The sequence below is a fragment of the Bacillus sp. P4_D3 genome (assembly GCF_056401855.1).
This window is the reverse complement of the sequence record NZ_JBFUIN010000692.1, coordinates 1-1,607: the sequence shown is the minus strand read 5'-3', so window position 1 is coordinate 1,607 and position 1,607 is coordinate 1. Positions and strand designations below refer to the sequence as shown.

At 33.2% G+C, this 1,607-nt stretch carries 2 protein-coding genes; both read right to left on the bottom strand.

Translation table 11 applies throughout. From position 1 onward, the window contains the following. The coding region (locus AC1DTM_RS25640) for an ABC transporter ATP-binding protein (protein WP_477001206.1) at positions 1–676 on the bottom strand (676 nt) is incomplete at its 3' end. 94 nt (positions 677–770) lie between these two features. Next, positions 771–1,346: an FtsX-like permease family protein gene (locus tag AC1DTM_RS25635; RefSeq protein WP_016105857.1), complete on the bottom strand. Its 576-nt coding sequence runs from the start codon at positions 1,344–1,346 to the stop codon at positions 771–773. Positions 1,347–1,607: the final 261 nt, after the last annotated feature.

The following is a 1,607-nucleotide window of genomic DNA, read 5'->3' as shown; positions in this document are numbered from 1 at the left end:
CCTTTTGATCACTTTGAATATTTTGTGTTGCGACATATTCTCCGTGCTGAATAATAATAACCCTGTCACACATTAATTCAACTTCTGAGAGTAAGTGACTAGAGACAAGAACAGCTTTTCCTTGTTCATGTGCAATTTTCTTTATGTACATCCGCATTTCATGTATACCACTAGGATCTAATCCGTTCGTTGGTTCGTCTAGTATTAATACATCTGGATTATGTATAAGTGCCTGAGCAATTCCTAAACGTTGTCTCATACCGAGTGAATATGCTTTTACTTTACGGTCAATCACTTGTCCCATTCCTAATAGTTGCACAACTTCATCGATACGCTCTTCAGTTACATTTCCATTCATTCGTCCGAAATATGTTAAATTTTCATAGCCGCTTAAGAAAGGATAGAATTCTGGTGTCTCAATTACAGCGCCAATTTTCGCAGCAGTTTTTTCAAATTGCTGTTTTACAGATTGACCATCAATCCATACTTCTCCTTCTGTCATACGAATCATTCCGACCATCATTCGCATTAATGTCGTTTTTCCAGCACCATTTGGTCCTAATAAGCCAACTACTTCACCTTTTTTCACTTCAAAACTAATATTTTCTACTAACGTCTTTGAACCAATTCGCTTTGTTAATCGATCAACTTTTACGATCGCTTGCTCATTTATCATTCCATACAACCTTTCTTCTTAACTCTTTTTTTCAGTTCTTCCCACTGTATCATGATTAATAACATGTGTAAAATGAAGAAAAAGCCATGATTTCTCATGCCTTTTTCCTTGTTTCATATGACTTTTCACCCTTTAACCTTTGTATAAACCTACAACATTGCCACATTGATACTATAATGACGGTTATCATAACAACTGCTGTTACCATTATCGCATACGTCGTAATCGGTGCATTTGTTACTCCTTGGATTCCTACTGCTTTCATAAAAATAATAATAAATAATTTCAAAAATAACATACCATGAATTAATCCGAAAACGAAAGCTCCTCCGTAAATTAATAATTGCTCATGACACAATAAACATAACATTTCCTTTCTCGTCATATTCACTACTTCGTACGATTTAAACTCCTCTCTTCTTACCTGTAAAAAAGAGGCTGTCATTTTATAAGTAATGAAAATACATACAAAAACTACAAATAGAAACATAGCATAAAACCACTTTACAAATATAAGTGTATATCCCGCTTTACTTATTACAACTTCATTGAATCGGAATGATATCATAAAAAAACAAATCATTGTATTCATAGCAATCCACGTAAATTGTTTTAACCTTTTGGTAGCAAATGTTTGTATATTTTTTCTCGCTAACCGACATAAAGACATAGATCCCTTCCCCTACCTTACTTCATAACATACGCATTMTATACTACTAGTGTATAAAAATATGACATTTTAAACATCGCACTTCAATCGGAATTTTTACTAAGCCTTTAGTCCTAGAAATAAAAATGGAAATAACACTATTTACATACTATAATTACAAAAAAAGGGAGGGGTTATATGCGTGTAAAATTACTGTTTATTCTTTCTTTGTTACTTTTCACTAGTTGTAGCCCACTAAAAAACAACGAAGATGCCACTGTT